This window comes from Castellaniella sp. (assembly GCF_004321985.1).
Classification (GTDB): domain Bacteria; phylum Pseudomonadota; class Gammaproteobacteria; order Burkholderiales; family Burkholderiaceae_B; genus Castellaniella.
Genome location: NZ_SCQN01000046.1, coordinates 14547 through 39923 on the forward strand (window position 1 = coordinate 14547; position 25377 = coordinate 39923).

Below are 25377 nucleotides of genomic sequence, written 5' to 3' on the forward strand. Positions count from 1 at the left end.
TGTGAGGACCTCCGGGTGGCGGGGTCGCCTCAGCGCCACTCCAGCGCGGGAATCAGACTGACCGCTTCCATCTGCACCACGTCGCAGTTGTCGCCCGGTCCCGCGCGGTCGATGATGAGGAAGTCCGATACTGCGTCCAGCGCCAGCAGCGGGTGGTGCCAGACGCCCTTGGCGTAGTTCACGCCCTGGCCGCCATTGCACAGGAAGACCCTCAGGTCATCGATCGTCGGTGTGGAGGCCGGGTCGGCCACCACGACCAGGTATGGGCGATCCGACAGGGGAAAGAACGCCTGGCTGGCCTTGGGGTGGCGCTCCATCATGGTCACCGGGAATGGCAGAATGCGCGGCTGTCCGCGGAAAATCGAGACGATGGCGCGGCCGTCCTGGCCGGCGTCGATGTGCGCAAGATCGTGATAGCGCTCGGTATTGCCGTCGTTGATGGTGAAGTGCCGCACGGAATCGTCCGCCTGGATGACGTCGCCAAACGGTGCGAAGGCTTCGCGTGTCAGCCGCTCTATCGTCAGGCGAATGGGGGTTTCGGTTGTCATCTGGGAACTCCACAGAATCCGGCCGCAGTCGGCCGGAAGGATTCAATCGTCGGACCGAGTATGTCCAGGCCGGGGCCTAGCCCGCAAACTGCGCATCCAGCCGGAAGCGCGCGATCTGCCCGATCTCGTCCAGACAAGTGGTCAGCTCGGTCTCTTCATCATTATGCAGGCGTTCTTCGATGGCTTCCATGATCTGGTAGCGGCTGCGGCCCTTCACGGCGATGACGAACGGAAACCCGAAGTGGTCTCGGTACGCCGCATTCAAGCTGCGCAGCCGTTTGAGCTCGTCCGGGCTGCACTGGTCCAAGCCGGCGCCGCGCTGCTCACTGGTCGAAGCGCTGGTGAGTGTGCCGGCAGCGGCTTCCTTGCCGGCGAGCTCAGGGTGGGCCACGATCAGCGCGATCTGTTCGTCCCGGCTGGCCCGTTGCACCACGCCCACCATGGCCTGGTGCAGCGCCTGCACCGAGCCAAACGGGCGAGCCGTCCAGGCGCGTTCGGGGATCCAGGGCGAATGTTCGAAAATGGCCCCCAGCGCGCGGGTGAACTCGTTCTGGGGTAGTGCGGAAAGCTCGTTCAGGGTCATGATGGCCGGGATGACGTAGATGGGACTGCGCCAGAACCTTCCAATGGTTCCGGGCTGCCTCAGTCTACGAGGGTTCCCATTCAGAATGAAAGGCGCATGCCTGAATAATCAATATTCACACTTTCGATATATGCTTTGGTGACAGGGAAGAGGAGCCAAGAAAATGTCGATGCGTCGCGGCGGTGAAATGCTGGATACCTACCTGCTCAAGGTCTTCTGCATTCTGATGGCCGAGCGCAGCGTCTCGCGCACGGCGCTGAAGCTCAATCAGTCTCAGCCAGCCGTCAGTGTGGCACTGAAGAACCTGCGCCTGATCTTCAAGGACCCGCTGCTGGTGCGGGAGAAGGGCGGTATGGTCCCCACGGGCCGTGCGCTGGATATCCTGGGGCATGCCAAAACGGCCCTGGGTGCGATCGACACCATGCTGGAAGAGGAAGAGGCGTTTGACCCCGCGCGCAGCCGACAGGTTTTCCGCATTGGTTCGCCCGACTATCTGGCGCCGGCGTTTGCCGCTTCCGTGGTGGCCAGGTTCCGGCGGGAGGCGCCTCATGCGCGGCTGATGCTGCACTCGCTGGGCCCCGATTTCGACTTCGAGCGTTCGCTGGCCGAGGGTGATGTGGACGTCGTGATCGGCAACTGGCCCGAGCCGCCCGACCGCATGCACCTGTCCGTCCTGCTCGAAGATCCCATCGTCTGCCTGATGTCGGCCGATCATCCGCTGGCGCAGCGCCGGATGTCGGTCGATGATTTCCGCCGGGTGCCGCATGTGGTCCCCACGCCCTATTCGATCAGTCAGCGCGGCATGATCGATACCGTGCTGACTTCACTGCGCATCCAGCGCGCGGAATGTGTAGAGGCGCAGTCCTTCATGCTGGCCCCATATCTGCTGCCGGGGACGGATCTGGTGTTCACGACCACGCGGCACTTTGCCCGCTATTACGCGGGCCTGTTGCCGCTTGCGATCGTGGAGTCTCCGATCGACTTTCCGCTCATGCGTTTCTATCAGCTATGGCACGCGCGCAATCACCGTGCAGCCGCGCATCAATGGCTGCGCCATCTGCTGGGCGACTGCGGCCGCGGCTTGCTGGAAGACGACCATTCCGTCCAGAAGTCGCGTCAGTGACTGCCGTCGGGCACGGTCTGCGTCTCCATGTATTCCATCAGTCCCTCCAGGCCGCCCTCGCGTCCCAGGCCTGAGCTGAGCATGCCGCCGAAGGGCGCGATCGCAGCGGGCCCGGTGCCGGTGTTGAAGGCGCAGTGGCCGAAATGCAGGCGGGCGATGATGTGATGGGCGCGTGTCTGGGACTTGCCGAATACATAGGCGGCGAGTCCGAATTCGGTGTCGTTTGCCCGGCGGATGACTTCCTCGTCGTCATCGAACGGAATCAGGGGGATGAGCGGACCAAAGGTTTCCTCGTGGCAGCAGCGCATCGTGTCGTCGACTCCGCCAATCACGGTAGGCGTGAAGAACAGCCCACGTGTGGCATCCAGCGCATCTGGCCGGCTGCCGGTCAGCAGTGTGGCGCCCTTGTCCAGCGCGTCGGCCAGGTGTCCCTTGACCTTGGCGAAGCCGTTGACATTGATCAGGGGACCGATGTCCGTTCCTTCTTTCATGCCATCGCCGACCTTGAGCTTGGAGACCCGTTCCGTGATCTTTTTCGCGAAGGCGTCATAGACTTTCTTCTGCACGTAAACTCGGTTGGCGCAGACGCAGGTCTGTCCCGCGCCCCGGAACTTGTTGATCATCAGGCCATCGGCCGCTCCGTCCAGATCGGCATCATCCAGCACGATGAAGGGTGCGTTGCCGCCAAGCTCCAGACCCAGGCGCTTGACGTGCTTGACCGCCTGCTGCATCAGCAGGCGCCCCGTGGCGGTGGACCCGGTAAATGACACCATGGTCACGTCCGGTGAATCCATCAGTTCGCTGCCGATCTGCACGGCGTCGCCGATGACCAGGTTGATCATGCCTTTGGGCAGATCCAGCGTCTGCGCCATGATCTGGAACATCGCAATCATGGTGAGCGGCGTGTCGGGCGCGGGTTTGATGACCGAGGGGCAACCGGCGGCCAGCGCCGGTGCGATCTTCTTGGCGATCATCGCGATCGGGAAGTTCCACGGCGTGATCAGGCCCACAACGCCTACCGGCCGCTTGTAAAGCGTCCAGGTGCAGCCCTTGAACTTGTCTGGCAGGGTTTCGGGTGCGGTAGCGGTTTCGACCAGCCCGGCGTAGTAGTCGAAAAAGCTCGCGGCGTATTGGACCTCGCCCTGGGCTTCCTTCCAGGGTTTCCCATGCTCCAGGCACAGGATGCGCCCTATCTCTTCCTGGTGTTCCAATAGTGCGTCGCGGGTGACTTCCAGCCAATGGCGCCGCGTGGCGGCGTCGGAGACGGTGAGGAGCGCGTGCTTGGCGGATGCGATGGCTCGCCGGGTTTCGGCGGCTCCCATGAAGGGCACGTCTGCCAGTTTTTCGCCGGTGGCCGGGTTGAAGACGTCCATCCGCTTGCCGGTGTCAGCCGCGATCCATTGGTCGTTGACGTAGCCGGCGAGATGAGAAAGCAAATTTGAGCGAATCATGTCGTACCTCTGTTAGGAATCAAGCGTGATGCTGTCGCGCAGCCCGGATCCCGATGCAAGATGGTCGAAACCTTCGTTGACCTCTTCGAGCCGGAAGGATTTGCCCAGCAATTTGTCCACGGGCAACTTGCCTGCTTTGTAAAGCGAAACGTAATGGTTGATCGAGATGGCAGGAACCCCGGATCCCAGGTAACTCCCGCGGATTTCCCGCTCCTGGCCGACCAATTGTGAAATTGGCAGGCTGAACATGTGCTTGGGGTGTGGGAGCCCAGTGGTCATTGTCACTCCGCCCCGGCAGGTCAGCTTGTAGGCTGCCTCGAATGCGGGGACTGCTCCCGCTGCATCGTAACCGATGTCGACAGGCCCCCCAGCGGCGTCCAGCATCTCTTGGTCGGATTTGATGGCCCGTGGATCGATGACGTGCGTGGCGCCCAGAGTCCGCGCCAGATCTCGTTTGCCGGGATCCAGTTCCACGCCTACGATGCGCTCTGCGCCCGCAGCGACAGCCGCCATCAGTCCGCTCAGGCCCACTCCTCCGAGGCCGACGATGGCGATCGAGTTGCCTGCTCTGATGCCCGAGCGGTTGATGACGGCACCTGCGCCGGTCAGCACGGCGCAGCCGAAGAGAGACGCCTCCTGGTGCGACAGGTCCGCCTCGATCTTGACGCATGAGCGCTGGGACACGACGGCGTAGTCGGAGAAGCACGATACGCCCAGGTGATGGTTGATGACCTCTTTTCCGATGTGCAGGCGGCGTTCGCCGCTAAGCAGGACCCCTTTGGTGTTGGCGGCAGCGCCGGGCTCGCACAGTGCAGGGCGACCCGACATGCAGGGGTTGCAGTGGCCGCAGCTGGGCACGAACACCGTGACCACATGGTCTCCAGGCCGCAGCTGGTCGACTCCGGGGCCAACCTCGACGACTTCGCTGGACGATTCATGACCCAGTGCCATCGGCATGACGCGCGGGCGGCTGCCGTTGATGACAGATAGATCGGAGTGGCACAGGCCTGCGACCTTGACCTTGATCAGGACCTCACCGAAGCCGGGAGGGGCCAGTTCGGCCTCTTCAATGTGAATGGGTCGGCTCTGTTGATAGGGAGCCGGCAGTCCCATTTCTCTTAGTAAAGCAACGCGTGTTTTCAAGATAAAGCTCCTTCCGTTCTGAATCACTGGCGTCCATTCTGGATGGCGCCACGTTCAATGTGAAATACAGTGTCGAGCAACTCCGCCGAGTGCCTCAGGTCGGATTCGGCGATGATGATCGACAGGCCGCCGCTCTTCAGATTGGCAATGACCTCTGCGATGCGGCGGGCCAGCGCCGGCGCTACGCCCTCGAAGGGTTCGTCGAGCAGCAGAAGCCTGGAACCGCACATCAGCGCTCGGCCGATCGCAACCAGTTTTTGTTGCCCGCCCGAGAGCTGCTGGGCCTTGCGTGGCGCGAATTCCCGGACCTCTGGAATCATCCGGCAGACTTCATCCCAACGGTCCTGGGTATCCGTGCGCTTCATGGCCCAGGAAGGAACGCAAATGTTCTCTCGCACCGACAGTTCTGGAACCAGGCGCCGGTCCTCTGGCATGTAGCCTATCCCCATGCGTGCCCGGGACCAGGCTGGCGCAGTGGTGAGCGCCTGGCCGTCGAAGATGATCTGGCCGCGCCGCGCCGGTAGCAGCCCCATGATGCTGCGCATCAGTGTGGTTTTGCCCGCGCCGTTGCGGCCGATCAGGCCCGCCATCTCCTGTGGGGCGAGATTCAAGGCAATCTGGCGCAGGATGCCGACAGGTCCGATGGACACGTCGAGATCGCGAATTTCAAGCATCGGTGGGCCTCATTCCTGTTGGCGCGTGGCCGCGTTTGCTGCGGGATCCGTGGGGCTGCCGATGACGTGCGTCAAGACTTCCGCATCGGTGAGTACCTCGTTGGCTGCGCCGTCGGCCAGAACCCGTCCTGAATAGAACGCCAGCACGCGTTCAGAATAGCGCTGGACGATGTCCATGTCGTGCTCCACGAACAGCACGGTGACATCCTGGGAGCGCACGACTTCCATCACGCGGTCCATGATGTCGAATTTCTCTTCTGCGCTGACTCCGCTGGTCGGTTCATCGAGGAACAGGACCTTGGGGCTCGCTACCATGGCCATGGCGATGTCCAGCAGTTTGCGCAAGCCTTCAGGCAGGGTGCTGGCCGTCGTGTTGCGGTGCGACGTGAGCCCGAATTGCTCGAGCACCTGGTCGGCAGCCTCCCATAGCCCGCCGTTGAACCCTGGCACGTTCCGGGGCGTGGGTGCCAGCATCGAACGGCGGCTGTTACGCAGGACGACGCCCAGCCCTATTCCCAAGTTTTCGCGAACCGTCAGGCTATCGAACAATTGCGGGATCTGGAACGAGCGGCAGATGCCGATCCGCGTGACGTCGCGGGGACTCAGCGACGTGATGTCGCGCCCATCGTAGAGGATGCGGCCAGAATCGGGCTTGAGATAGCCTGTGATCATGTTGATGAACGTGGTCTTGCCCGCCCCGTTGGTCCCGATCAGGCCTACCATCGTGTGGGGGGCGATGCTGACCGTGATGTCATCGGCTGCTGTGACGGCGCCGAATTGTTTGCGCAGACCGGCTGCTTCGATAATGGCCGTCATTTGAGCGCCTTCGCTTGCCGGTGTTGGAACAGAGACCATAGGCCGCCCGGCAGGAACACGATGATGGCCAGCATGACGGCCCCCAGCATGAGCTGCCAGATTTCCGGGGTGTACTGTGTGGCCAGGCTGCGTACCGCTTCGAACAGGATGGCGCCGAGGAAGGGGGCGATCACGCTGCCCGTACCGGCCAGGATCGCGACGAACAGGAACTCGCCCGACGTTGCCCAGTAGGACATTTCGGGGTCCACGTGGCCCACGACGACGGCTGCGATCGCGCCGCCGGCGCCGGCCAGAGCGGCGGCGATGAGGTACTTGACGTAGACCGTCCAGTACACATCCGCACCCATGTATTCGACCCGGATTTCATTGTCGCGGATGGCCGTGGACAGGCGCCCCAGTGGCGTGTGAAAGTAGCGGTACATGCCGCAGGCCGCGAGGAATGCCAGCGCGCAGACCAGGATCAGCAGGCCGAGCTGGCCGTGGCTGTCGGCCAGCGTGTGGCCCAGCAGCACAGCGGGTTTGACGTTGACCCCGTCGGTGCTGCCCAGCGTCGTCGTCTTGACCAGCACACCATATAGCACCATCGAGAAAGCCAGGCTCAGCATGGCAAAGAAGATGTTTCGGTAGCGTGCCATGAGCAAGCCCAGGACGGCGGCGACGACGACGGCAACCACGATGCCCAGGATGATCTGCAACAGGATGTCGTCGATGCCCAGGAATTCGCTCAGTACGCCCGCCGTATAGGCGCCCAGGCAGTAGAACAGGGCCTGGCCGAACGAGACGAGTCCGGTACGCAGCAGTAGCAGCAGACCAAGGACGACCAGCCCTTTGGCCAGCGCCAGCGTGAGCAGGAACTGCCAGCTGCCGAAGGCGGCGCCGAACAGGACGACGGCGACTGCGAGCACGGCAAAGAGGCCGTAGTTTTTATTGGAGGAGGACATCATATCTTGCGTACCTCAGCACCTGCGAAAAGGCCTTTGGGCCGGAAGATGAGGACGACGGCCATCACGAGGTAGACGCTGAAGAGCTCGGCCTCTGGAAGGTAATGCACGGCTGCGGCGCGGGTGATTCCGACGATCACGGCCCCCAGGGCGGCACCGGGCAGGCTGCCCAACCCCCCGATGACGACCACCGCAAAGGCCAGCACGATGACCTCCACGCCCATGCCGGGGACGACCGAAATCATGGGGGCCGTGATGGCGCCGCCGATCGCCGCCAGGATCGTCCCGGCCGTAAAGGTCGTCAGGTAAAAGCGCCCCACGTTGATTCCCATGGCGACGCTGACTTCGCGGTCGTGTATCACGACACGCAACAGCTTGCCGGAACGCGTGCGTTTGAGCATCCAGCTCATGGCACCGCCGATGATGAGGGCGACCGCGATGAGCAGGAGATCGTAGGTGGGGTAGATGAGATTGCCGAATTCGAGCGTACCCAGCAGGCTGTAGGGTTCGGCGAAGAAGTAGGGATCCACGCCCCAGGCCAGCTTGATGAGGTCTTCCAGAATGAGCAGCAACGCATAGGTGGCCAGAAGCAGGGTCACTTCGTCGCGGCCATACATGAAGCGCAACAGGCCGCGTTCAATGACGACGCCTGCGGCGAGTCCCGCGATGACGGCTGCCACGATGAGAACGGCGTAGCTGCCGTACGGCGAATAACCGTGCGCGAGCCAGGCACCCCCAAGAGAAGCGGCAGCGTAGGCGCCCAGCGCATAAAGACTGCCATGGGCCATGTTCAGGATCTTCATGACGCCGTAGATCAGCGTCAGGCCAGCAGCAATCAAGAAGAGCCAGGAAGCGTAGATGATCCCGTCCGCCAGTACAGCAGGAATCTGATTCATAACAAAACCCCGGTGGCGGGCAACAAGCCGAGAGCCTGTTGCCCGAGCACTGATTCCTTATTTTTTGAAGCCGTTATTGATCCATTCCGTACTCTTGACGCCATCGGGCGGCGTCACCTTGTCGGCCGGGAAGCGCACGATGTCGACCACCTTGAGCTTGCCGTTTTCGTGCTTGACGGTACCCACTGCTGTCCCTTGGACGGCCTGGTGTCCCTTGCCCAGGCCCAGCGTCACTTCACCGCCGGGGCCGGTCCAGGTCAGGTGCTCGAAGGCGGCAATGATCTGATCCTGGGTGGGCGTCTTGCCGTTGTTGGCGGCCATGGCCTTTTCATAGGCGGTTTTCACGCCCAGGATGGCCTGCGTGATCTTGTAGGCCGGATAGCTCGGCGGGATCGAATAGCGGTCTTCGAACGCCTTGCGGAACCAGGTGTTCATCTCGGATTCCGGGGCCAGCATGTCGAAGGGGCCACGAGCACCGATGATGGTGCCGTCCGGGATCTGTGACCCCAGCTTTTGCACGGCGGTTTCACCGGCCGTGAGGATGACCTTGCTCTTCTTGAACAGGCCGCGAGCGGATCCCTGCAGAATCAGCGCGTCGGTGTCGCCGCCCCAGAAGCTGGACATCACCACGTTGGCCTGGCTCGACAGCAGGGCGGAGATTTCAGCGCCGTACTGGCCGGCGCCCAGCTTCGGAAACTGGGTCGTGGCAATCTTGGCTTTCGGATACAGCTGGGCCATCGAGGCCTTGAAATCCGCCCAGTTGTCCTGTCCGTATGCGTAGTTCTGGTTGATGCCGGCGTAGCTGTTGACCTTGATGCCGCGCGCCTTCAGGTACAAGGCTGCGCTGACGTTATCCATGGTCCCCATGGCGCCGGTGCGGAAGACGTAGTGATAGGAGTTGTCTTCGAAGATGCGCGGGGTGCCGCAGTCGAACAGTACCGTGAGCTTCTTCAGTTCTTCCGCCACGGGCGCGACCGCGAGGCAGTCGCCGCTGGAAATGTAGCCGACCACCATGTCCACGCCTTGCTGGTTGACCAGATTGCGGTATTCGGTGACCGCCTTGGTCGAACCGCCCGCCTCGTCGATGATCTTGAGTTCGATGGGCGTGCCACCGAAGCCCTTGGTACCGTAGGGCGCTGGGGTGGTGCCGGCGTTGATCTGGTCGGCAATCAGCTCTGCGCCGTTGCGGGCCGGAATGCCGAATGTGCCGGCGGCGGAACCGGACAGGAATGTCACGACGCCGATCTTGATGGGTTTTTCCGCTGCGGCCGCGTTACCTGCCACACCTGCCGATAGTGCGCCGATGGCGGCGCATAGCGCTGTTCTGCGCGCCAACCTGTTTAAGCCGAGTTTCATGTATCTCTCCTTTTCGCTTCCTTGACCTGGCCGGATGTCCGCCCCGGCTCGTACGGGGTCGGTCCGGGCTGCTGTCCCGCGCTGGCTGATGTCCAGCACCCGGGATCCCCTGATTTGTGGAATCCCCTGGATGAGCGGGGTGTCCTGGCGCTTCGGCGAAGGGTGTGGACGATTGCGATTTTGCTCAATCGTTCAGTATAATGAACGCCGTTGCGTATAATGAACGGCGTACATCTTATGAAATGTATTTGAGAGGGTCAATCTAATACATCAGAGGGTTATCCCTAATATGTACGATAGCGGCATGTCTCTTCCAGCCGCCATGACTGTCCGACAAGAGGGCTCTTTTGACAACAGACAAGCTTCCCGCGCCGGCTGTAGCCAGAGCTACGGCCATCCTTGATCTCATTGCACGGTCGGGTTCGCCTCAGTCGCTGGCGGATTTGACGCGGGCGCTTCAGCTCCCCAAGAGCAGCATCCACGGGCTGTGCGCGACGCTGGAGCGCCTGAATCTGCTGACGCGGCTCGAAAGCGGACAGATGACGTTGGGGCCTCATGTGGTGATGTGGTCGAATGCGTTTCTGGCCCGCATCAACATCACGCAGGAGTTTTTTGCCTCGTGGGATGAAATGCGGGTCTTGCCGGAGGAGACCATCACCCTGTCGGTGCGCGATGGACAGGAGGTCGTCTACATCGCCTGCCGCAATGGGACCCGGCCGCTGGGCTATACGTTCAAGACCGGCATGCGGATTCCGGCCGTCTACACGGCGACGGGGCTCGCCATGCTCAGCACGCTCCCCGATCAAAGCGTGAGCAGGATTTTCTCTGGACCAGATACAAAGTGGCCCGAGCCGTTCACGCTGAAGGGGCTGCGCGATCTCGAGTCGCTCATGTCGGAATTGAACGCCGTCCGTCATCGCGGCTATTCGATCGATCGAGAAGGGGTGCGGGAGGGGATGTATTGCTTTGGAGCCCCGGTATTCGACTCCCATAACCCAGAGGCGGTCGCGGGGGTCGCGGTGAGCATCCTGGCCAACGAAGCAGGTGAGGCTCTGGAGCGGCGTGCGGGCCTGGCCATGCGCAAACTCGCGGACCGCCTGTCGGAACGTCTGGGCGGGCTCACGGCCAGCCGCGTAGCCTGGCACCATAAATCAGATATCGGGTAATGCGGGTCGCGGGCAAGTCTCGGCGCCTAGGGCCGGATATTGTCCGGCTCCAGCGGCGTGCTGGCTGACAGGCTGGCCTGCAGCATGGCGGCGACCTTGGCGATGCAGTGGCGCAGCCATATGACCTCCGGCGAGCTGTGGCAACGCCGGTGCCACAGCAGGTAGAAGCGCATGGGTGGAAACGGGAACGGCGAGGGCAGGATTGTGATAGGCAGATAGCGCGCATAGTGCTGCGCGAACTGCCGGCCAGTGGTGAAGATCAGATCCGTGCGTAGCAGCATGCCGGCCACCTGACCAAAGTACGGGATGGTCATCTGGATGTTGCGCCGCAGGCCCTGTGATGCCAGATACCCGTCGATGAAGCTCTGACGTTCCGAGACGTAGGGGAAGGGTGCAAGATGCGGCAGGTCCAGATACTGCTTCAGCGTCAGCGCGCGGCTGGCCACCGGGTTCTGGGTGCCCACCATGCAGACGACCTCGTCGTCGAACAGCCGCGCCATGTGCATCTGCAGCGGCGGCTCCAGCCAGTTGCCGATCACCACGTCCAGGCCGCCGTTTTCCAGGCCGCCGACGTAGTCGTAATCGGAGTTGATCGGGTGTACGATGAATTTGGCATGCGGCGCTTCGCGCCGCAGGATCTCGGCGATGTTCGGCAGGAACATGGCGTCCAGATAATCCGGCGCCCCCAGATGGAATTCCCGTGTCGATGTTGCTGGCTCGAAGGCGCCGGGCGGCTGGGTGATGCGTTCGATGGCGCTCAGCGCATCGCTGGCATGGGACAGCAGTTCCGTGCCGCGTTCGGTCGGCACCATGCCTGTCTTGCTGCGCACCAGGATGGGGTCGCCGGTGATTTCGCGCAGGCGGCGCAACGAATTGCTCAGGGCCGGTTGGGACAGCCCCAGCTTGATGGCCGCGCGCGAGACGCTCTGCTCGGTCAGCAGGATCTGCAGGATGCGCAGAAGATGGGTGTCCATGGGTTCTCGGGCTCTTTGCATTCGACCTATTATTCCCGGCTCGTCTCGAGCCGTCCATGGGCGATAGTGCGCAGGCGCAGGGTTCGCGGCGCGGGTGGCGGGCGCGCGTGCCGTGGGTCCGGCCCCTTTCCATGATAGCCACCATCATTTCCGATGAATGCCGGCCGTGGTGCACGGTGCTATCTTGACAGCATAAGGTCGGCGCGCCTCGCGCCCACGCGAGCATGAAAGGTATCGATATGGAGACAAGCACCATCCGGTTTCATTATCGTGGCGAAATCCACGAGGTCTCGGACCAGCCGACTACGCGCACGGTGCTGCAATATCTGCGTGAAGATCTGGGCTGCGTCGGCACCAAGGAAGGGTGCGCAGAGGGTGATTGTGGTGCCTGTACGGTGATGGTGGCCGAACCTGATGGCCAGGGCGGCGTGACGATGCACGCAGTCAACAGCTGCATCCAGTTTCTGCCCACGCTGGACGGCAAGGCGCTGTACACAGTCGAGGACCTGCGCCAGCCGGATGGCGAGCTGCACCCGGTGCAGCAGGCCATGGTCGACTGCCACGGCTCGCAGTGCGGGTTCTGTACGCCGGGCTTCGTCATGTCCCTGTGGGGCATGTATCTGGCGCACGATCCCCAGGACGGCGCCCCTGCGCGTGTGCAGGTGGATGATTGCCTGTCGGGCAACCTGTGCCGCTGTACGGGCTACCAGCCCATCGTGCGGGCGGCGTCCGAGATGTATGCCTATCCGCACGTCGCGTTCGACCGCGAGGCGCTGGCCGGGGTGCTGGCTGCGCTGCAGCGTGATGGTGTCTTCGAATACACCCATGATGGCCATACTTTCCATGCACCGCGCACGCTCGGCCAGCTTGCGAAGCTGCGCATGGATTACCCGGACGCCCGCATCCTGGCCGGTAGCACGGACGTCGGGCTGTGGGTCACCAAGCAGTATCGCGACTTGCCCCATCTGATTTACATCGGCCAGGTCCTCGAGCTGCGCGATATCCACGAGGAAGGGGACGAACTGTACATCGGCGCGGGCGCCTCGCTGAACGAAGCTTACGACGCGCTCATCCGGTTCGTGCCGGATCTGGCCGAGCTGCGCCAGCGATTTGCCTCCATGCCGATCCGCAATGCGGGCACGATGGGCGGCAATGTGGCCAATGGCTCACCCATCGGTGATTCCATGCCGGCCCTGATCGCGTTGGGCGCCCGCATCGTGCTGCGCCAGGGCGAGCGGGTACGCGAGATGCCGCTGGAAGACTTCTATCTGGCCTACCAGAAGAATGCGGCGGAACCGGGCGAATTCGTCCAGGGATTGCGGGTGCCGGTGAGGGTCGAGGGGCGGCAGTTCCGCGCGTACAAGCTTTCCAAGCGCTTCGATCAGGACATTTCGGCAGTCTGCGCGGCTTTTGCGCTGGTGCTGGACGCGGATGGCCGCGTGCAGTCTTTCCGGACCGGCTTTGGCGGCGTTGCCGCAACGCCCAGCCGGGCACCTGCGGTCGAGGCTGCATTGCAGGGCCAACTCTGGGACGAATCCCATGTTCGCGCGGCCATGGATGCCGTTGCCCTGGACTTCAAGCCCTTGTCCGACATGCGGGCGAGCAGCAACTACCGGCTGCTGGCTTCCCGCAATCTGCTGTATCGCTTCTATCTGGAAACCGCCCCTGGGGCGCCGCTGGCGACGCGTCAGGTCAATGTAGCCGTGTTGGCTGATATCGCCTGAGGAGGCCACCATGAACATGCGTGTCAATATTCCGGTCGAGCTGGACCGGCTGGCCGTCCGCAACGACCGTATTCCTCGTCCGGTGGTGGGTGAGCCGGCCGCGGGCACCGCCAGTCCGCACGAGTCGGCTACGCTGCACGTCAGCGGTGAAGCCGTCTATACGGACGACATTCCGGAACTGCGCAATACGGCCTACGCGGCCCTGGGCCTGTCAGACAAGGCGCACGCCCGGATCAAGGGCATGGATCTGGATGCGGTGCGCAAGGCGCCCGGCGTGATTGCGGTTCTGACGGCCAAGGACATTCCGGGCGTGAATGATTGTGGCCCCGTTATCGCTGACGACCCCATTCTGGCCGACGGCCTGGTCCAGTATGTGGGCCAGCCGATGTTCATCGTGGTTGCGCGATCGGTGGCCGAGGCCCGCCGGGCCGCACGGCTGGGCAAGGTCGAATACGAGCCGCTGCCGTTCCTGCTCACGCCCGAGCAGGCCAAGGCCGCTCACGCGGGCACCACCGATGAGTTGCGTCTGATTCAGGGCGACGTGCAGCAGGCCCTGGCGGGCGCCCCGGTGCGGCTGCGGGGGACGTTCTCCTGCGGCGGTCAGGAACAGTTCTACCTGGAAGGGCAGATTGCCTACGCGATTCCCCGCGAAAAGGACGGCATGCTGGTGCAGTGCTCCACTCAGCACCCGACCGAGATGCAGCACGCGGTCTCGCACGCCCTGGGCTGGCAGCGGCACCAGGTCGAAGTCGAGTGCCGGCGCCTGGGCGGCGGGTTCGGCGGCAAGGAATCCCAATCAGCGATCTTTGCCTGCCTGGCTTCCGTCTGTGCCTGGCGCCTGCATCGTCCGGTCAAGCTGCGTGCCGATCGCGACGACGACATGATGATCACCGGCAAGCGTCATGGCTTTTACTATGAATACGACGTGGGGTTCGACAACGAGGGTCGCATCCTGGGCGTGAAGCTGGACATGACGCTGCACTCCGGGTTTTCGGCTGATCTGTCAGAAGCGGTGGCCAGCCGGGCGCTGGCGCACTTCGACAACGCCTATTACATCCCGGCAGCCGACATCCACACGATGTGCGGGAAGGTCAATACCCAGTCGGCCACGGCTTTCCGCGGCTTCGGCGCGCCGCAGGGCGCGCTCATCACCGAAGTCCTGATCGACCGGGTGGCGCGGCAATTGGGCAAGGACCCGCTGGATGTGCGGCGCATCAATCTGTATGGGACCGACACCCGCAACGTCACGCCGTATGGCGAGGTCGTCGAAGGCAATCTGCTGGAACCCATCATGACCGAACTCGAGGCCAGTTCGGACTACCGTGCGCGCCGCAAGGCGGTGCAGGACTTCAACGCCCATAGCGCCATCCTGAAGAAGGGCCTGGCGATGACGCCGGTGAAGTTCGGCATTTCCTTCAATGTGCCGGCCTTCAATCAAGCGGGCGCGCTGGTGCATATCTACCGCGACGGCTCGGTGCTGGTCAACCACGGCGGCATCGAGATGGGCCAGGGTCTGAACACCAAGGTCGCACAAATCGTGGCCAATACGCTGGGCCTGGATCTGGAGTGCGTGCGGCTGACGGCCACCGATACCTACAAGGTCATCAATACCTCGGCGACAGCGGCCTCCACCGGTTCGGACCTGAACGGCAAGGCTGCCGAGGATGCGGCGCTGACGCTGCGCACCCGGCTGGCGGAATTTGCCGCGCGCAAGTACGGTGGTCGGCCCGACGATGTGGTGTTCGCCTGGCGCCAGGTCAGCGTCAACGGCAGGACGCTGCCCTTTGCTCAACTGGTCGAGGAAGCCTATTGGGATCGGGTCCAGCTCTGGTCGGACGGTTTCTACAAGACGCCGGACATCAGTTGGGACAAGGCGACCAGCCACGGTCATCCGTTCTACTACTATGCGTTTGGCTGGGCGGTGTCCGAGGTGGCCGTCGATACCCTGACGGGCGAGTGGAGGCTGCTGCGGGCCGACATCCTGCACGACGTAGGCGCTTCGATCAATCCGGCCATCGATATCGGCCAGATCGAAGGCGGCTACATCCAGGGGGCCGGTTGGCTCACCTCCGAGGAGCTGGTCTGGCGCGAGGACGGGCGGCTCATGACGCATGCGCCTTCCACCTACAAGATCCCGGCGATCAGCGACTGCCCGCGCGACTTCCGCGTGCAGTTGTTCAAGACACGCAACCACCAGGATTCGGTCCATCACTCCAAGGCGGTGGGTGAGCCGCCGCTGGTGCACGGGATCAGTGTCTTCAACGCGATCAACGATGCCGTGGCAGCCGTCGGCGACGGCCGGCAGTCGCCCGACCTGCTGGCCCCCGCGACGCCCGAAGCCATCCTGAATGCCGTCGAGGCCCTGCGGCAACGCAGTGCGGCGTAATGACCGAGTGGATTGACCAGGCGCTCTGGTGTCTGGATCGGCACCAGCCGGTCGTGCTGATCAGCGTCGCGTCGGTGCGGGGCTCTGCGCCACGCGAAGCTGGCGCCAAGATGCTGGTGGCGGCCGACCGCCAATGGCTCACGGTGGGCGGCGGCAATCTGGAGTGGCAGGCCGTGCAGCGCGCGCGCGCTCACTTGCACGACCCGACCGGGAAGCCCGACCGCTGGCTGGAGGAAATGCCGCTGGCGGCCGCGTTGGGCCAGTGCTGCGGCGGCTTGGTGCATCTGCTCTTCGAGCAGTTGCGCGAGTCCGATCGGGGCTGGCTGGAAGTGGCGCAGGATCGCTTGGCGCATCTGGAACCGTTCGAGCGCGAAGTGGGGCTGGGTGGCCCCGGTGTGGCGCCCTGGGTGAAGCTGCAGGCCGCGGGAGCGGCCTTTCATCCCGCCAACCGTTTCCAGGCCAGCCGCCTGCTGGATCCCGCTGATCCGCTCGGTTGCCCCGTTTTCACGGAACCGTTGCAACCCGACGGTCTGAATATCGTAGTGTTTGGTGCCGGGCATGTGGGGCATGCCCTGGTCCATGTCCTGGAGACCCTGCCGTGCCGGGTGACCTGGGTCGATGCGCGCGAGGAGCTGTTCCCTGACTGTGTGGCGCCCAATGTGACCATCGAGGCCACCGATACGCCGGAGGCCGTGATCGACGAGGCACCGCCCCAGAGCTGTTTTCTCATCATGACGCACGACCATAGGCTGGATCAGCATCTGTGCGAACAGCTCATGCGGCGCAACGACGTGGCTTATTTCGGCCTGATTGGCTCGCGTACCAAGTGGCACAAGTTCCAGCAGCGGTTTGCGGCGAAGGGCATCCCGCCCGAGCGCTATGCGAACATTCTGTGTCCGATCGGCGAACCCGGTATCGAAGGCAAGCAGCCTGCCATCATCGCCGTGGCAGTCGCTGCCCAACTCATGCGCCTCAGGACGCAGCGCGCCCAGCGGGCGGCGGCCAGCCACCACCCGGGCCCCGTGTCGCTCATTACCTGAATCCGGACGCGGGCCAGCCGTCCCGCATTCCACAATGATCATTGGAGACTTTCATGACCTCGACGTCGAACACCCAAGCCGTGCCTGGCGTTCAGGCCTATCGCGCGCAGTTGCTGTATTTCCGTGATGCTCAAAAAGCCGAAGACGATGCCTGCGAGTGGATATCGGACGGATTGCTGGTGGTGCGGGATGGCCATGTCGACCAGTGTGGCGATTATGACCGCCTGGCTCCGGGACTGGCGCCGGGGACGGAGGTACGTGACTGGCGCGGCCATCTGATCGTGCCGGGCTTCATCGACACCCACATCCACTATCCGCAGACCGACATGATCGCGTCGCCGGCTCCCGGCTTGCTGCCCTGGCTGGAGAAGTACACCTTCCCGACCGAAGCGCGCTTCGACGACCCCGATTACGCGCATGAGGTCGCGCGCTTCTTCTTGGACGAGCTGCTGCGCTGCGGCACCACGACGGCGCTGGTGTACTGTACGGTGCACCCTGGCTCCGCGCAGGCATTCTTCGAGGAAAGCGACGCCCGCAATCTGCGGATGGTGGCGGGCAAGGTCATGATGGACCGCAACTGTCCGGAATACCTGCGCGATACCGCGCAATCCGGAGCGCGCGACAGTGAATCGCTGCTGAACCGCTGGCATGGCACGGGCCGCCAGATGTACGCACTGACGCCGCGCTTTGCGCTGACTTCTACGCCGGAACAGCTTGGTCTGTGCGGTGAGCTGGCCCAGCAGTACCCGGACGTGTTCATCCAGACCCATGTGGCCGAGAACCGGGACGAGGTGAAGTGGGCCATGGAACTCTACCCAGGCCGCCGCAGCTATCTGGACATCTATGATCACTATGGGCTGCTGCGCCCGCGCGCCGTCTACGGACACTGTGTCTGGCTGGACGATGATGACCGGCGCCGCATGCGCGATACCGGCGCCGTGGCGGCGCATTGCCCGACATCCAATCAGTTTCTCGGCAGCGGGCTGTTCGATTTCTCGGCCGCGCGGGATTTCGGTCTGCCAGTGACGCTGGCCACCGACGTGGGCGGCGGCTCATCCTTTTCCATGCTGTTGACGATGAACGAGGCGCACAAGGTGGCACGTCTGTCGGGGCATTATCTGACGGCGCGGCGCATGTTCTGGCAGGCGACCCAGGGCGCTGCCCGCAGCCTGGGCCTGAACGGCGTGATCGGGACGTTGGCGCCCGGGGCGGAGGCGGACTTCATCGTGCTGGATCCCGGAGCCACACCGCTGCTGGCACGGCGCAGCGCCATGGCCGAATCGCTGGAAGAGTTGCTTTTTGCGCTGGCGATGCTGGGTGATGACCGCGTGATTGCGGCGACCTATGCGGCTGGGCGTGAGGTACACCGCCGGTCGTAGTGCCGGAGGTGTCAGATAGTCACACTGCCGTCACCGAGACCTGCCATAATCGGGCGCATGGACAAGTTCTTTGATGCCGCGCGCCCGACCCGGCTGCCGCCGCTGATTCCCTTTTCCAGCTATGACGACGCCGACGCGGCGGTCGAACGGCTGCTGGAAATCTATCAACGCAACACCGCGTTCATCCGCGAGGCCTTTCGCGAATACAGTGCCGGCAGTCTGCCGCTGGGGCAGCGCATCCGCGCCTGCTATCCGGCCATCCGCCTTCGCATCCACACGTACCCCGACGTGGACAGCCGGCTGTCGTATGGGCATCTGGTGGAACCGGGCATGTACATGACCACGGTCACGCGTCCGGCGCTGTTCCACGACTATCTGCGTGAGCAGGTCCGTTTGCTGCTGCGCAATCATCATGTTCCTGTGGAAATCGGAGAATCCGACCTGCCGATCCCGCTGCACTTCGCCTTTCCGGAAGACGAATATGTCGAGGGCGAATATTCGGAGGTTCCCGGCCACACACTGCGCGACCACTTCGATGTGCCCGATCTGGTGGTCACTGACGACGCCATCGTGAACGGTACCTGGCGCGGGCGTCCGAACCAGCCCCGGCCCCTGGCACCCTTCACGGCACCGCGCATCGATTATTCGCTGCAGCGGCTGCAGCATTACACGGCGACCTCGCCTGAACACTTCCAGGACTTCGTGCTGTTCACGAATTACCAGTTTTATGTGGACGAATTCGTGCGCTGGGCGCAGTCGACGCTCGCCTCCGGCGAGAGCGGTTACACCGAACTGGTGGAGCCGGGCAACTACGTCACGGGCCAGGATGGTATATCCCCAGAGCGGTCGGGCCGCCCACCCATGCCGCAGATGCCGTCCTATCACCTCAAGCGGCCAGGCCACACCGGGATCACGCTCATCAATATCGGGGTCGGGCCGTCCAATGCCAAGACCATCACCGACCATGTGGCCGTGCTGCGGTCTTCGGCATGGCTGATGCTGGGGCACTGCGCAGGCCTGCGCACGACCCAGCGTTTGGGCGACTATGTGCTGGCGCATGGCTATGTGCGCCAGGACCATGTGCTGGACGACGACCTGCCGCTGTGGGTGCCAGTCCCGCCACTGGCGGAGGTCCAGGTCGCACTGGAAGATGCAGTGGCAGAGGTCGCGGGACTTTCGGGGTGGGAACTCAAGCGGATCATGCGCACGGGCACGGTGGCCACGATCGACAATCGCAACTGGGAGCTGCGCGATCAGCAGGAGCCGGTGCAGCGCCTGTCGCAATCGCGCGCCATTGCGCTGGACATGGAGTCGGGGACCATCGCCGCCAACGGTTTCCGTTTCCGGGTGCCCTACGGCACACTGCTGTGCGTGTCGGACAAGCCGCTGCACGGTGAGCTGAAACTGCCCGGCATGGCCACCGACTTCTACCGGACCCAGGTCAACCAGCACCTGCACATCGGGATCCGGGCGCTGGAGCACTTGCGCGACATGCCCAGCGAACGCCTGCACTCGCGCAAGCTGCGCAGCTTCATCGAGACGGCGTTCAAGTAGTCGCTGGCGCCGCCAGGCGCCCCAGTGTCTCGAACTCCGCGTCGCTCAGCGCCACGCCCGCCGCTGCCACGTTCTGTGCCAGGTGTTCCGGGCTACAGGTCCCGGGGATGGGCAGCATCACCGGCGAGCGCTTCAGCAGCCACGCCAACGCGATGGCACCGGGCGTCACCCCATGATCGCGGGCGACTTCTTCCAGCTTCGACCCCGGTCTGGCCAGTTGCCCGGCGTTGAGTGGGAACCAGGGGATGAAGCCGATGCTGTGCTGCGTGCAGTAGTCCAGTACGGCCTCGCTCTTGCGGTCGCCCAGGTTGTATTGGTTCTGTACCGTCGAGACTGGGAAGTAGTGCTGTGCTTCCTCGATGTCGGCAATCTGGACCTCGCTCAGGCCTACGTGGCGGATCAGGCCTTCCTGACGCATGTCGGCGATGACCTGGAATTGCGCTTTGCGCGGTGTGTCAGGGTCGATCCGGTGCAGTTGCCATAGATCGATGCGTTTCACCGCCAGCCGCCTCAGGCTCATCAGTACGCATTGGCGCAGATAGTTTGGATTGCCCAGCGGCACCCATTGATCGGGGCCGTGGCGCAGCAGGCCGCCCTTGGTGGCGATCATCATGCCGGTGTACGGATGCAACGCTTCGCGGAGCAGATCCTCGCTCACGAACGGCCCGTAGCTGTCGGCTGTGTCGATGAAGTTCACGCCCAGTTCGGGCAGGCGCTTCAGGGTGGCGCGGGCGGCGGCCGGATCCTTGGGCGTACCCCAGATCCCGCGGCCAGTGATACGCATGGCACCGTACCCCAGGCGATGGATGGGAATGTCGCCGCCGATCCTGAAAGTACCGGAAGCGGACGCATTCGGGTCTTGAGTCATGAAATGAACCTCCTGTATGAATTCATTGTGCGGTCAGCGTCTTCGGGTTGCCGTCACCGTCCACCGTTTCCAGCGAGATCGGCCGGCGCCAGACCAGGACGATGTATTCCAGCACTTTTTGCGCGCGGTCGAGATCCAGGCCGCAGCCGTCGGTCACATGGTCGTGGCGCAGCGTCAGGCTGCCGTCGTTGCTGATCTCGACGGCCTGTATGTGTGGGGCACCGAAATTGAATTTGGGGGCAACCAGTTGCTCCCTCAGCTTGTCCATGTTGGTGTCTTCGATCTTGATTTGCGTCCCGGACGATGGGTCATCGGTGACGCTGTAATTGAGCAGCTGCAGCTTCTCTGCCAGCGATTCGTCCAGATGGTTGCGGATGAAGCTGTAATCGTCCTCTTCCGCGCGGATACGCAGGGCGCTGTCCATGCCTTCCTTCTCGATGATCTGTTCCCACATGGTAAATCCGATGTGGTATGGATTCAGGCTGAGCGCAATGTCGTGGCCGGTGGCAAAGGGCCGGATGACGTCGGAGTGCGACTTGATGGCGTCTACATAGAGGTCATCGGGCAGGAAGTCGGCTTCGCGCAGCAGGCGTGCATGCCAGTAGCTGGCCCAGCCTTCGTTCATGATCTGGCAGGCAAAGACTGGGTAGAAATAGAAGGATTCTTCCCGGACGGCCAGGAAGATATCCCGTTCCCAGCCTTCCATGTCGGGGGCGTAGCGCGCCATGAACCACAGCAGATCGGACTCGGGGTGCGGGGGAATCGGGGCCTTGCGTCGCCGCAGAGGCGCTGGCGCCTGCTCACCGGGCAGCCCGGCGTAGCGGGAACGGAAGCCCGTGGGCTTCTGGTCCGGGCCGGGTACGATGTAGGCCGGGTAGTCATGCCGGTGGATCGGTTGGTCCACGTCGATGTGTTGTTCGAGCGCGAGCGCTGCGTCCAGCACCATCTCCACGCGACGTTGGCCGTGTTCTTCAATGGCAGCCTGGATGTTGCGCGCCCGTTCCGCCGCTTCGGTCACGATGTGGTAGCCCACTTGCTGCTGCATGCGTGCAAACAAGGTGTTGTTCTTGGAGAAGTCGGCGTGCCCCAGTACGTGCGCCGTCACCAGCGTGTTCTCCGCCAGGCCATTGTCGGTGACCAAGTACGCGCGATTGGGATTGCCCGGAAACACGACTTCGAAGATGTGCGAACCGCCCATCCGATGCTGCACCTGCTGGTGGATGTAGCGCACGCCGAACGACCAGTGTGGCATGCGGATCGGCAGGCCGTAGATGGCGACTTCCATCATGAAGGTGTTGGGGACCAGCTCGAAATCGACCGGGTGATAGTCGAGTCCGTCACGCGTGGCCAGCGCCTCGATCTTTTCCCTGTAGTGTGCGAGCTGTTCCAGGCCCCGTTCGTGCGTGGCTGGCATCGTCAGACCTCCGAGTCGGCCTCTGCGCGCGCCTGAAGCTGGAAGAAGCGGCGGACGGCGTCCCAGACATCGCTCCGATCGTGCATGGTGTAGATGCCGGCAGGATAGTCGCGCGCTTCCAGCGAGCGGAACAGGCGGCCAGTTTCGGAGATGCCGGATTCGTGAGGGTTCTGTGGCGTTTCCGCGAAACCCATGTAGTTGACGATTTCTCCCAGCTTGCACAGCAGATTGTCGGCGAGGTCCCGATCGTCGGCGAAGTTCTCGCCGTCGGAGGCGTAAAACAGGTAATGGTTGTAGCGCCGGGTGGGGTAGCGGTTGTCGAAGATGTCGAGTACCAGCTTGAAGGCGCTGGAAGCCGTGGTTCCGCCGGTGGCGGAGACCTGGAAGAACTGCTCTTCGGTGAATTCCCAGGCTTCGCTGGTGTGTGCGACGAAAACGATCTCCAGCGCGTCGCCGTATTGCCGGCGCAGGCCCTGGATGGCCCAGAAGAAAAAGGACTTGGCCAGTTTGCGCCGTTCCTCGTCCATCGACCCGGACACGTCCAGCACCAGCGCCACCACGGCGTCCGTGGCAGGCCGCTGTCGCCGCGCTAGTTGCCGGAAACGCAGGTCTTCGTCGGAAAAGGGCGCGGCACTCTCGGGTTGTGCGTGTCGCCGCTTGATCGCCTCTTTGAGCGTCCGGCGTCTGTCCAGGCGTGAATTCGGGCCGTGCCGGCTCCACCCTTCACGCACCAGGTCTTCATCCCGCAGCGCGTCGCTGACGCGTGGCTTCAGATCGGGCAGGTGCAGTTCTTCCCAGATCCAGTCGACGATGTCCTCGATCCTGAGCTCCAGCACGAAGCGCAGTTCGCCGCCGCCGGGGCCGCCCGCTCCGGGTTGCCCGCCTTGGTCGGCCTCTCCCTGTCCGGGCTGGTAGACGTCGTTGGGGTGGCCACCCCCCTGGCCGACCCCGGAATGCTCCCCCGCCGGGTTCAGCCGGAAGCGGTAGTGTTCCAGGAAGCGGACGGGGATTTGCACGGTGCGGCTGGCGGGACGGCCCAGGATATCCGAGCCGGCGATCATTTCGGGCAATTGCTCGCGCACGGCATTGCGGACTTTTTCGTTGTGCCTGAGCCAGTCCCGGGCGCCGCGCGAGAACAGGTCGTACCAGTGGTGCGCGTGCGCCAGGTTGGAAATCCGCCTGGAATCGGGGCTGGTCATGGTGGACCTCACATGCGATGACTATTCCTGCGCCAGCAGCGTGGTGACGTAATTGAGCGCTTCGTGCGCACTGTGCGCATCGTAGCCATAATCGTTCACCAGACGTGCCTCGACGGCCGAGATCTTTTCCAGTGTCTCGGTGTCTGCGCGCGTGGTCGATGTGACCAGACGGAGCACGTCGCGCCGCTCTTCGAACAGGTACTGCTCGATCGCCTCGCGCAGGCGCGCATGCTCGGCCAGCGTGAATTTGGCGCCACGCTTGTAGGCACCCAGTGCCTTGCGCACGATCTCCTGTCGAAACGACGTCTTGCCAGAATCGGAGATGCCGATCTTGGTTTCCACGCTGCGCAGGAAGCGTTCGTCGGCGTCGCGTTCCTCGCCCGTAATGGGGTCTGTCACCCTGCGGTTCTCGAGCACGGCCTCGACTTCATCCAGATATTTGTCCAGTAGCTCCTGGGCCTCGGTCTGGAAAGAAACGAACATCGCCTTGTGGACGTCTTCCTTGACCCAGCGGTTGTAGAACTCCTTTCGGGCTGTCACCAGAAAGTCGGTCCATTGCTTCTTCACCTTGGGATTCATGCGGGCGTCCGACTCGATGGCGTCCTTGAGCGCCAGCATGACTTCCATCGTGGTCAGGCTCTTGGTTTCGGACTGGCTGATGGCACCAGCGAGCGCGTTGACGATGAAACGCGGCGAAACCCCATCCATGCCCTCGTCGGGTTGTTCGCGGATGATGCGTTCGGCATCGGCGTCCGATACACCTTCCACCGCCTCGTGCGCGTGGATGCGCAGCTTCTTGCTCAGGTCCAGATCCTGTCGCTCGGAGGGTTTCAGACGGGTGAGGATGGCGAACACGGCGGCCACTTTCAGGGCATGTGGATCCAGATGCACCTGCCGGAAAGAGGGAGTGGTGGAGGTGAGTTTCTGATAGATCCGCGCCTCGTCCGTGTAGCACAGCGTGTAGGGCACCTGCACGATGACCATGCGGTCCAGCAGCGCCTCATTCTCCTTCTCCTGCAGGAATCGGCGAAATTCCGCCATATTGGTGTGTGCGACGATGGTCTCGTCGATGAAAATCAGGGGGAAGCGGGAGACTTTGACGACTTGCTCCTGGGTCAGCGTCAGCAACAGATACAGGAACTCGCGCTTGACCTTGAGGATTTCGATCATCTCCAGAAGGCCCCGGTTGCCGGCGTAGACCGCGCCGGACCACGACCAGGCGCGTGGATCGCCTTCATCGCCGTATTCGGCGACCTTGGATAGATCGACCGAACCCACGAGATCGGCGATATCCGCTGTGGTGGGGTCGTGCGGGGCGTAGGTCCCGACGGCATTGCGTCCGGCCTCGTCGATGAAGATACGATGAACCGGCACGCGGGTGAAGTCTCCAGCGTATTTTTCAGCCAGCAGGGCGCGTGTGAAAGGGGACATCTCGCCTCTGACCTCGACTCCGTAAGTGTCCTGGAACTCCGCCTGCTTGTCGTGCGGAATCAGCAGAAGAGGAGATTCCTGGATCGGGCTTTCCTGGATGGCGTACAGCGCGCCTTCGTCGGTGCGGCTGTAGGCCTCGAGGCCGCGCTTGAGCAGGGTTACAAGACTGGATTTGCCGCCCGATGGTGGGCCCAGCAGAAGCAGCAGGCGTCGGCCGACTTCGGAGCCCTCGCTGGCCGCCTTGAAGTAGTTCGCCACCCGCTCCAGCGCCTGGTCGATGCCGAACAGATCTTCCTCGAACAGTTTGTACCGGGTGCCGGTGGTACCCGGTTTTGCCGCCTCGAGCCCGCGCCAGCAGATCATGTCCCAGATGTACTGATGGCTGGATCTGACGGCCCGCGCCGGATCGCTGGCGACAATATCGCGCAGGTAGTCACCGAAGCTTCCTGCCCAGTGCTGGGCCTGTTGCTTGCGCGAGTACTCCGCCAGAGAGTCAATGAATTCGGAACGGTTTTGTTCTGTCCCTTCGATGCGGTCGACCACGGCTCTTCTCCAATCGTCATGATGGCAGCCTGCCGACACCGGTCGTGCGTGAGTCAGCCTATTTCAGCAGGCGCTTGATGGTCCTGAACCTCGAAATGTTTGTCTTCGCATGGTTGGACATCAGGTGGGCGTTGAAGTTCAGCACATTTGCCGGTCTCGACCAGATCT

21 protein-coding genes are annotated in these 25377 nt (G+C 63.1%); 7 read left to right on the top strand and 14 right to left on the bottom strand.

Features of this window, described 5'->3' with window-relative positions; translation table 11 throughout:
• Window positions 1-29: 29 nt before the first annotated feature.
• Together EPN31_RS11120 and uraD are read right to left on the bottom strand one after the other, a co-directional pair.
• Entirely contained in the window at window positions 30-548 is a 519-nt protein-coding gene (locus EPN31_RS11120) for an ureidoglycolate lyase (RefSeq protein WP_291773151.1), read from the bottom strand.
• Between the two features lie 76 nt (window positions 549-624).
• Window positions 625-1131: a 2-oxo-4-hydroxy-4-carboxy-5-ureidoimidazoline decarboxylase gene (gene uraD, locus EPN31_RS11125; RefSeq protein WP_291773153.1), complete on the bottom strand. Its 507-nt coding sequence runs from the start codon at window positions 1129-1131 to the stop codon at window positions 625-627.
• A gap of 163 nt (window positions 1132-1294) precedes the next feature.
• Between uraD and EPN31_RS11130 the strand changes: the two genes are divergently transcribed.
• The gene (locus EPN31_RS11130; RefSeq protein WP_291773155.1) at window positions 1295-2254 is read left to right on the top strand and encodes a LysR family transcriptional regulator; all 960 of its coding nucleotides are present in this window, start codon (window positions 1295-1297) and stop codon (window positions 2252-2254) included.
• On the opposite strand, the gene EPN31_RS11135 is transcribed toward EPN31_RS11130, so the two are convergent.
• The 7 genes from EPN31_RS11135 to EPN31_RS11165 are packed head-to-tail and all read right to left on the bottom strand — an operon-like array spanning window position 2248 to window position 9531.
• Window positions 2248-3705 (bottom strand): NAD-dependent succinate-semialdehyde dehydrogenase, encoded by a 1458-nt coding sequence (locus tag EPN31_RS11135; protein ID WP_291773157.1) that lies wholly within the window; start codon window positions 3703-3705, stop codon window positions 2248-2250. The two genes, EPN31_RS11130 and EPN31_RS11135, sit on opposite strands and share 7 nt — an antisense overlap.
• A 12-nt stretch (window positions 3706-3717) precedes the next feature.
• Complete coding sequence (locus EPN31_RS11140; RefSeq protein ID WP_291773160.1) at window positions 3718-4848, bottom strand: alcohol dehydrogenase catalytic domain-containing protein; 1131 nt, start codon at window positions 4846-4848, stop codon at window positions 3718-3720.
• A 23-nt stretch (window positions 4849-4871) separates the two neighbouring features.
• A complete protein-coding gene (locus tag EPN31_RS11145) occupies window positions 4872-5522 on the bottom strand; it encodes an ABC transporter ATP-binding protein (protein ID WP_291773162.1) in 651 nt (216 codons plus the stop codon).
• Window positions 5523-5531: 9 nt separating this feature from the next.
• Complete coding sequence (locus EPN31_RS11150) at window positions 5532-6338, bottom strand: ABC transporter ATP-binding protein (protein ID WP_291773164.1); 807 nt, start codon at window positions 6336-6338, stop codon at window positions 5532-5534.
• On the bottom strand, window positions 6335-7282 hold the full coding sequence (locus EPN31_RS11155) for a branched-chain amino acid ABC transporter permease (protein WP_291773166.1): 948 nt from the start codon (window positions 7280-7282) through the stop codon (window positions 6335-6337). The genes EPN31_RS11150 and EPN31_RS11155 overlap by 4 nt, the downstream gene beginning before the upstream one ends.
• Window positions 7279-8175, bottom strand: coding sequence for a branched-chain amino acid ABC transporter permease (locus EPN31_RS11160; RefSeq protein ID WP_291773167.1), 897 nt, complete (start codon window positions 8173-8175; stop codon window positions 7279-7281). Before EPN31_RS11160 ends, EPN31_RS11155 begins: the two co-directional genes overlap by 4 nt.
• 57 nt (window positions 8176-8232) lie before the next feature.
• Entirely contained in the window at window positions 8233-9531 is a 1299-nt protein-coding gene (locus EPN31_RS11165; protein ID WP_291773169.1) for an ABC transporter substrate-binding protein, read from the bottom strand.
• A 347-nt stretch (window positions 9532-9878) separates the two neighbouring features.
• Here EPN31_RS11165 and EPN31_RS11170 point away from each other — a divergent pair, with 347 nt between their 5' ends.
• Entirely contained in the window at window positions 9879-10697 is an 819-nt protein-coding gene (locus EPN31_RS11170) for an IclR family transcriptional regulator (protein ID WP_291773171.1), read from the top strand.
• Between the two features lie 26 nt (window positions 10698-10723).
• Here the strand turns inward: EPN31_RS11170 and EPN31_RS11175 are convergent, their stop codons facing one another.
• The gene (locus EPN31_RS11175) at window positions 10724-11692 is read right to left on the bottom strand and encodes a LysR family transcriptional regulator (protein ID WP_291773173.1); all 969 of its coding nucleotides are present in this window, start codon (window positions 11690-11692) and stop codon (window positions 10724-10726) included.
• A 218-nt stretch (window positions 11693-11910) separates the two neighbouring features.
• Between EPN31_RS11175 and xdhA the strand changes: the two genes are divergently transcribed.
• From xdhA to EPN31_RS11200, 5 genes are read left to right on the top strand one after another with little or no spacing between them, the layout of a single operon-like run.
• Window positions 11911-13395 (top strand): xanthine dehydrogenase small subunit, encoded by a 1485-nt coding sequence (gene xdhA, locus EPN31_RS11180; protein WP_291773849.1) that lies wholly within the window; start codon window positions 11911-11913, stop codon window positions 13393-13395.
• 10 nt (window positions 13396-13405) lie between these two features.
• Window positions 13406-15781 carry a xanthine dehydrogenase molybdopterin binding subunit gene (gene xdhB, locus EPN31_RS11185; protein WP_291773175.1) on the top strand — a complete coding sequence of 792 codons (2376 nt, stop codon included), beginning with the start codon at window positions 13406-13408 and terminating at the stop codon, window positions 15779-15781.
• Window positions 15781-16821, top strand: a complete 1041-nt coding sequence (gene xdhC / locus EPN31_RS11190; protein WP_291773177.1) for a xanthine dehydrogenase accessory protein XdhC — start codon at window positions 15781-15783, stop codon at window positions 16819-16821. Before xdhB ends, xdhC begins: the two co-directional genes overlap by 1 nt.
• A gap of 53 nt (window positions 16822-16874) precedes the next feature.
• Window positions 16875-18200, top strand: coding sequence for a guanine deaminase (gene guaD / locus EPN31_RS11195; RefSeq protein ID WP_291773179.1), 1326 nt, complete (start codon window positions 16875-16877; stop codon window positions 18198-18200).
• A 57-nt stretch (window positions 18201-18257) separates the two neighbouring features.
• Window positions 18258-19754, top strand: coding sequence for an AMP nucleosidase (locus tag EPN31_RS11200; protein ID WP_291773181.1), 1497 nt, complete (start codon window positions 18258-18260; stop codon window positions 19752-19754).
• Here EPN31_RS11200 and EPN31_RS11205 read toward each other — a convergent pair.
• Genes EPN31_RS11205 through EPN31_RS11220 form a run of 4 tightly spaced genes read right to left on the bottom strand, consistent with a single transcriptional unit; the run spans window position 19747 to window position 25209 of the window.
• Window positions 19747-20622: an aldo/keto reductase gene (locus tag EPN31_RS11205; RefSeq protein WP_291773182.1), complete on the bottom strand. Its 876-nt coding sequence runs from the start codon at window positions 20620-20622 to the stop codon at window positions 19747-19749. The genes EPN31_RS11200 and EPN31_RS11205 overlap by 8 nt on opposite strands.
• Window positions 20623-20644: 22 nt before the next feature.
• Entirely contained in the window at window positions 20645-22036 is a 1392-nt protein-coding gene (locus tag EPN31_RS11210; RefSeq protein WP_291773183.1) for a SpoVR family protein, read from the bottom strand.
• Between the two features lie 2 nt (window positions 22037-22038).
• On the bottom strand, window positions 22039-23235 hold the full coding sequence (locus EPN31_RS11215) for a DUF444 family protein (RefSeq protein ID WP_291773184.1): 1197 nt from the start codon (window positions 23233-23235) through the stop codon (window positions 22039-22041).
• Window positions 23236-23256: 21 nt separating this feature from the next.
• Window positions 23257-25209: a serine protein kinase gene (locus tag EPN31_RS11220; protein WP_291773185.1), complete on the bottom strand. Its 1953-nt coding sequence runs from the start codon at window positions 25207-25209 to the stop codon at window positions 23257-23259.
• Window positions 25210-25377 lie beyond the last annotated feature (168 nt).

What these genes read in the sequence shown, in the direction of transcription:
- EPN31_RS11120 (WP_291773151.1), bottom strand. Translation starts at nt 548, where the DNA reads ATGACAACCGAAACCCCCATTCGCCTGACGATAGAGCGGCTGACACGC.
- uraD (WP_291773153.1), bottom strand. Translation starts at nt 1,131, where the DNA reads ATGACCCTGAACGAGCTTTCCGCACTACCCCAGAACGAGTTCACCCGC.
- EPN31_RS11130 (WP_291773155.1), top strand. Translation starts at nt 1,295, where the DNA reads ATGTCGATGCGTCGCGGCGGTGAAATGCTGGATACCTACCTGCTCAAG.
- EPN31_RS11135 (WP_291773157.1), bottom strand. Translation starts at nt 3,705, where the DNA reads ATGATTCGCTCAAATTTGCTTTCTCATCTCGCCGGCTACGTCAACGAC.
- EPN31_RS11145 (WP_291773162.1), bottom strand. Translation starts at nt 5,522, where the DNA reads ATGCTTGAAATTCGCGATCTCGACGTGTCCATCGGACCTGTCGGCATC.
- EPN31_RS11150 (WP_291773164.1), bottom strand. Translation starts at nt 6,338, where the DNA reads ATGACGGCCATTATCGAAGCAGCCGGTCTGCGCAAACAATTCGGCGCC.
- EPN31_RS11155 (WP_291773166.1), bottom strand. Translation starts at nt 7,282, where the DNA reads ATGATGTCCTCCTCCAATAAAAACTACGGCCTCTTTGCCGTGCTCGCA.
- EPN31_RS11160 (WP_291773167.1), bottom strand. Translation starts at nt 8,175, where the DNA reads ATGAATCAGATTCCTGCTGTACTGGCGGACGGGATCATCTACGCTTCC.
- EPN31_RS11165 (WP_291773169.1), bottom strand. Translation starts at nt 9,531, where the DNA reads ATGAAACTCGGCTTAAACAGGTTGGCGCGCAGAACAGCGCTATGCGCC.
- EPN31_RS11175 (WP_291773173.1), bottom strand. Translation starts at nt 11,692, where the DNA reads ATGCAAAGAGCCCGAGAACCCATGGACACCCATCTTCTGCGCATCCTG.
- xdhA (WP_291773849.1), top strand. Translation starts at nt 11,911, where the DNA reads ATGGAGACAAGCACCATCCGGTTTCATTATCGTGGCGAAATCCACGAG.
- xdhB (WP_291773175.1), top strand. Translation starts at nt 13,406, where the DNA reads ATGAACATGCGTGTCAATATTCCGGTCGAGCTGGACCGGCTGGCCGTC.
- xdhC (WP_291773177.1), top strand. Translation starts at nt 15,781, where the DNA reads ATGACCGAGTGGATTGACCAGGCGCTCTGGTGTCTGGATCGGCACCAG.
- guaD (WP_291773179.1), top strand. Translation starts at nt 16,875, where the DNA reads ATGACCTCGACGTCGAACACCCAAGCCGTGCCTGGCGTTCAGGCCTAT.
- EPN31_RS11200 (WP_291773181.1), top strand. Translation starts at nt 18,258, where the DNA reads ATGGACAAGTTCTTTGATGCCGCGCGCCCGACCCGGCTGCCGCCGCTG.
- EPN31_RS11205 (WP_291773182.1), bottom strand. Translation starts at nt 20,622, where the DNA reads ATGACTCAAGACCCGAATGCGTCCGCTTCCGGTACTTTCAGGATCGGC.
- EPN31_RS11210 (WP_291773183.1), bottom strand. Translation starts at nt 22,036, where the DNA reads ATGCCAGCCACGCACGAACGGGGCCTGGAACAGCTCGCACACTACAGG.
- EPN31_RS11215 (WP_291773184.1), bottom strand. Translation starts at nt 23,235, where the DNA reads ATGACCAGCCCCGATTCCAGGCGGATTTCCAACCTGGCGCACGCGCAC.